Source organism: Paenibacillus sp. E194 (assembly GCF_000935845.1).
GTDB classification, from domain to species: domain Bacteria; phylum Bacillota; class Bacilli; order Paenibacillales; family Paenibacillaceae; genus Paenibacillus_B; species Paenibacillus_B alvei_B.
This window is the reverse complement of record NZ_JMDX01000351.1, coordinates 1-4,604: the sequence shown is the minus strand read 5'-3', so window position 1 is coordinate 4,604 and position 4,604 is coordinate 1. Positions and strand designations below refer to the sequence as shown.

At 45.9% G+C, this 4,604-nt stretch carries 6 protein-coding genes; 3 read left to right on the top strand and 3 right to left on the bottom strand.

From position 1 onward, the window contains the following. The 3 genes from AZ66_RS27155 to AZ66_RS27145 all read left to right on the top strand — a co-directional run. Positions 1–1,193, top strand: a 1,193-nt coding sequence (locus tag AZ66_RS27155) for an RCC1 domain-containing protein (RefSeq protein WP_442950327.1), incomplete at its 5' end; no start/stop codon positions are given. A 140-nt stretch (positions 1,194–1,333) separates the two neighbouring features. Beyond that, the gene (locus AZ66_RS27150) at positions 1,334–1,864 is read left to right on the top strand and encodes a hypothetical protein (RefSeq protein WP_044357747.1); all 531 of its coding nucleotides are present in this window, start codon (positions 1,334–1,336) and stop codon (positions 1,862–1,864) included. Positions 1,865–1,919: 55 nt separating this feature from the next. Next, positions 1,920–2,396, top strand: a complete 477-nt coding sequence (locus AZ66_RS27145; RefSeq protein ID WP_044357745.1) for a GNAT family N-acetyltransferase — start codon at positions 1,920–1,922, stop codon at positions 2,394–2,396. Between the two features lie 118 nt (positions 2,397–2,514). Here AZ66_RS27145 and AZ66_RS27140 read toward each other — a convergent pair whose 3' ends face one another. The 3 genes from AZ66_RS27140 to AZ66_RS27135 all read right to left on the bottom strand — a co-directional run. Continuing rightward, the gene (locus AZ66_RS27140; protein ID WP_044357743.1) at positions 2,515–3,621 is read right to left on the bottom strand and encodes a tetratricopeptide repeat-containing glycosyltransferase family 2 protein; all 1,107 of its coding nucleotides are present in this window, start codon (positions 3,619–3,621) and stop codon (positions 2,515–2,517) included. Between the two features lie 150 nt (positions 3,622–3,771). Continuing rightward, entirely contained in the window at positions 3,772–4,134 is a 363-nt protein-coding gene (locus AZ66_RS33150; protein ID WP_231587069.1) for a BclA C-terminal domain-containing protein, read from the bottom strand. Beyond that, positions 4,056–4,604: hypothetical protein (locus AZ66_RS27135; RefSeq protein WP_231587068.1), on the bottom strand; the 549-nt coding region annotated here is incomplete at its 5' end. The genes AZ66_RS27135 and AZ66_RS33150, both read right to left, overlap by 79 nt.

Below are 4,604 nucleotides of genomic sequence, written 5' to 3'. Positions count from 1 at the left end.
AAGTACAGATACTGGATGAGACAGGGAAGATTCTCGTGGATTCTGGAGTCCAAAAACAATATGTGGATGTTACGAATACCCAAGGTAGTTGGGTAGTAACAACTCCACTTGTAGCTAATCAAAAAGTACAGGTACGAGTAAAAGTAAGTGATGGCAGCTTGTGGTCGGAATGGTCGGAACCAGGTTGGATGAAATATGAACTTCCCGAAAAACGAGCATCCTTGGTTGTAGGAGAGAAGAACAGCACATATGTAAAAGCAGATGGAACACTGTGGATGTGGGGAGACAATGAATTTGGTCAAGCGGGTCTAGGGACTACAGGAGGGAAATCCAGTATGGCTATGAAGATAGCCAACCTGGAGAACGTTATTGGAGTTGCAGTAGGGAGTAATCATACGTTGGCTTTGACCCAAGATGGCCGCGTATGGTCGTGGGGATACGGGTACTATGGTCAATTGGGAGACAAGAATCGAACCTATTCAACGTATCCTACACCAGAGAAAGTGCCGAATCTAGACTCAGTTGTTGCTGTAACCGCAGTAGGTGATTATAGTATGGCCCTGAAGAAAGATGGAACAGTATGGAGATGGGGGGGCTCATCGTCGGGAGTGGAGCCTCAAAAGCTGAATTTTACAGGAATAAGTGCGATGGCTCAGGGAAATCCCAGAAATGCTGGAATTGTACTAAAAAGCGATGGGATAGTGTTGGATTTTCAAGGGAAACAAGTGCCGGGTCTAGATGGCGTCGTGGCAATCTCGCAAGGAGATGGGTTTAGTGTTGCCTTGCGAAAAGACGGAACCGTATGGACATGGGGAGGAAATTCCTACGGGCAATTGGGAGATGGAACGACAACCAATCGGGAAAAGCCAGGAATGGTAAAAGGATTGGATGAAGTCGAGGCCATTTCAGTAGGTGAATACCATGTGATAGCAATGAAGAAGGATGGAAGCGTATGGGTGTGGGGGAATAACCGCGACGGACAACTGGGAGATGGAACCAAAACCAATAAACTATCTCCCGTGCAGTTGGCAGGAATTGATGCTGCACGTATAGCGACAGGAAAGAGTCACAGCATGGTTCTGAAAAAAGACGGAACCGCATGGTCGTGGGGGAAAAATGAAAGTGCGCAGCTAGGAAATGGAACCACTGTGAATCAATTAAATCCTATGGAAGTTCAGTTTTCTAGTAAATAGTAAGTTCTGATGAGGAAGGCTGTTCCTCTAGTCAAGCTGAGTAGGAACAGCCTTGTTCTACATTATTTTTATAAAAGTGTAGCCGAAAATATATATCGTTGAAGTAGTACGTTTTACATATGCAAATAGGGGGGGAAGTTGTGAATAAATGGTTGCGAAACAAAGTGGTGATCGGGTACATCGTTATTTTTGTCCTTCTTACACTACCTATTTTTGTGAAAGTCATGCAGCATTACGACACATTGGCTAAAATTGAGACAGCATTACATCAACTGTATAGGGATTACTGTCATGAGGATGTTGAGATATTCGAGGTTAAGGCGGATATTTTTCAACCATATACGATTATGCCAGGTGGTTCGGTGAATGAATGGAGGGCGACGACTTCATCGAAGATAGCACCGTCAGTAACAGGTCATTATGGAAAAGAAGTAATTAGCATGAATAAATTCCCTTGCTCAAACAATGAATTCATTTTAGATAAAGGGAAAAAGGAGTTTGTTCCCGTCGAATCTATTATTCTTAATGTAAATGATAACGAAGGAATTCCGATATCGGGATTCTATTTCATCATGATTGCCTATTTTTTATACTTTTCTAGTATTATAATAATTCTGCTCGTTAAAGGGATAAGAATAGTATTTACCAAACTACGCGGACGCGGACACTGATGGGTCCATCCGTGTCATACAACCAGTATCTTTCGGCAGATAGGGGGGAATTAGCATGAAAGTTGTAAGAGCAATGTGTGAAGACATCGAGCAGTGGCTGCAGTTAGCCGCTGAAGTCGAGTATTTATTTGGCCCAATGGTGGACGATCCTCATTTTGTGGAAGCTGTTGAGAAGAGTATCGAGATGGGGAGGGCGTTTTGCATAAGAGAGAATGACGGAGGCCCTGGTGCACTGCTGTTGGGCGGGGTGCTTTTCTCCTCATCAAATGCCCCGATCTATAAAATTCATTGGCTATCGGTTTCATCCCATTCCAGACAACAAGGAGTGGGTTCGGCAATACTTGAACATATTTTAAGATTGGTAAGGCCTCCTGCGGAAGTAATCGTTACTACGTTCGGTGAAGATATTCCAGATGGACAGCCTGCAAGAAGACTGTACCAGAAATTTGGATTTGTGCCTCAGGATGAGTCGGTTCCGAATGGCCCTGAAGGGGGCTCGCGGCAAAAGTTCAAATTATCCATCGGTAGTTAGTGCAGTATCTTACATAAATAAGATTAACCTCGTACTTGCTGCTGCATGAAATCACGTTTTGAAGATATGTATCTGAATTTTTGTAGCAGCAAGCAGACGGAGAGCTTGAGCATACGAATTAATGAGATGCATCACTTGTAACAGGAGTGTCTGATGGGGAGAGGATGGACTCGAAATACGCTCGATTGTGCAGCACTCGTTCGTCTTCTGGGCGATATTGAGCGGCTAACTCGTTATGCGCTGAGGCCAATTGATGTTCTCCGATGCGATCATAGCACACACATAATTGCAAGTGGGGGAGCCATGTAGAACATGATGTATTCGATAAACCGAGAACATCGTCAGATGGATTGAGGGCAGTGGCCGTTTTGTACCAAAAGATAGAGCTCTGCCATTCACTCTTCTGCATAAAGTAAAATCCGAGGCGACAGCAAATTTCTGCACGTGGAGCTGAATATTGAAGGGAGCGAATCGCACTCTCTAACTCGAGCTGTTCGTTTCCAAGTGCATGATGGCAGTCAGCCATCTTTCCGCATGCAGACAAATTGTCCTCGATCCATCCTTGGCCAGTTTCAAGAAAGCGTTCGTAATATTGAATGGCTTCCCCATACCGTGCATGATCTTGCAGTTCATTTGCGTAATAGTACAAATCCCTCGGTGTAAAAGTTTCGCCACGCTGCAGCGCATTTTCATAAATCGCGATATTCCGATTCCTGTCATGATGCATGCTGGCATGGGTTACGGCAACATCGCTGTTGATAATATGTCCCCACACCTCTAGATACTCGTGTACCCTGCCGATCCAGCGAAATGAGTTGCTTCGCTTGACGAGCCGATTACGTCGGTTCTTCACTGTAACATTGCCGTATTCATCGTGATCAAGATGGTATTCCATGGTGACGGAATCCACGCTAGGATCGAGAGTGTACTTTAACTTGGCTAATTTACTCCTGTCTTTTTCACGTAAAAAATCGTCAGCATCGAGCCACAGGATGTATTCCATTGTAGCTTGGCTGAATGCATAATTGCGTGCCGCTGCAAAATCGTCTATCCATACGAAGTCATAAATATCGCTTGTAAATGGACGAGCGATTTCTTTGGTTCGATCGGTGGAGCCTGTATCTACGATAATGATTTCATCTACAAAATCAGCGACTGAAGACAGACAACGTGCCAACGTATCTTCCTCGTTTTTGACAATCATGCACAGGCTTATGCTTGGCAAGTTGATTTCCTCCATTCGAACAAGGTTGTAGGTGCTTACTAGTAAATATATATTTCCGTTGCGCTGAAATTAACCTAACAAATTAAAACAATAGCCGTGCGAATAGAAGCTATTCACACGGCTATCAACGAAGGTTGTTAATATATGGTTTTAGCTGAGTCGGATGATTGTTACCGCTGCTCCGGCACCATTATTAATTAATGTAGCTACCGCAAGAATTCCGAACAGTTGAAGGGAAATCGTTGAACCTGCGGCCAAAGTTAAGATGACATCATTGTTAAAGCTGGAAAGTGTAAGCACTGGTGTTATGGTTGATGCTACATTGGCTGTGCCGTTAATAAGAAGACGTGAGCCAAGAAGCAAGCCGCCAGTTAAATTGACTTGGTAGGTTATATAGTATCTACCGGCAGTAGAGACAGTGAATGTGTCGTTTGCTACGTTGATAGTGATACCTGGACCAATATTCTGAGCACTAGGAAGTGGTACGAGTGTTCCTGCAAGGACAACGGCGATCGCTGCACCTGTTGTATTTGCAGCGAATGCAGACGTTGCAGTTGTACTCGTTCCTGTAGCTCCAGTGACCCCCGTAACCCCGTAACCCCCGTAGCCCCAGTCACACCGGTAGCACCCGTAGCGCCCGTGGCACCGGTAGCCCCTGTAACGCCAGTAGCTCCAGTAAAGCCAGTCGCACCAGTGGCTCCGGTAACACCGGTAGTGCCAGTAACGCCGGTAGCTCCAGTAACACCCGTAGTGCCAGTAACGCCGGTAGCTCCAGTAACACCGGTAGTGCCAGTAACGCCGGTAACACCGGTAGCGCCAGTAGCCCCAGTAGCGCCAGTCGAACCAGTAACGCCAGTTGCGCCGGTAGTGCCGGTAGCCCCCGTAGCGCCAGTGGCACCAGTAGCGCCAGTCGTGCCGGTAGCGCCAGTAACTCCAGTAGTGCCAGTCGCGCCGGTAGTACCAGTAACACCAGTAGCACCAGT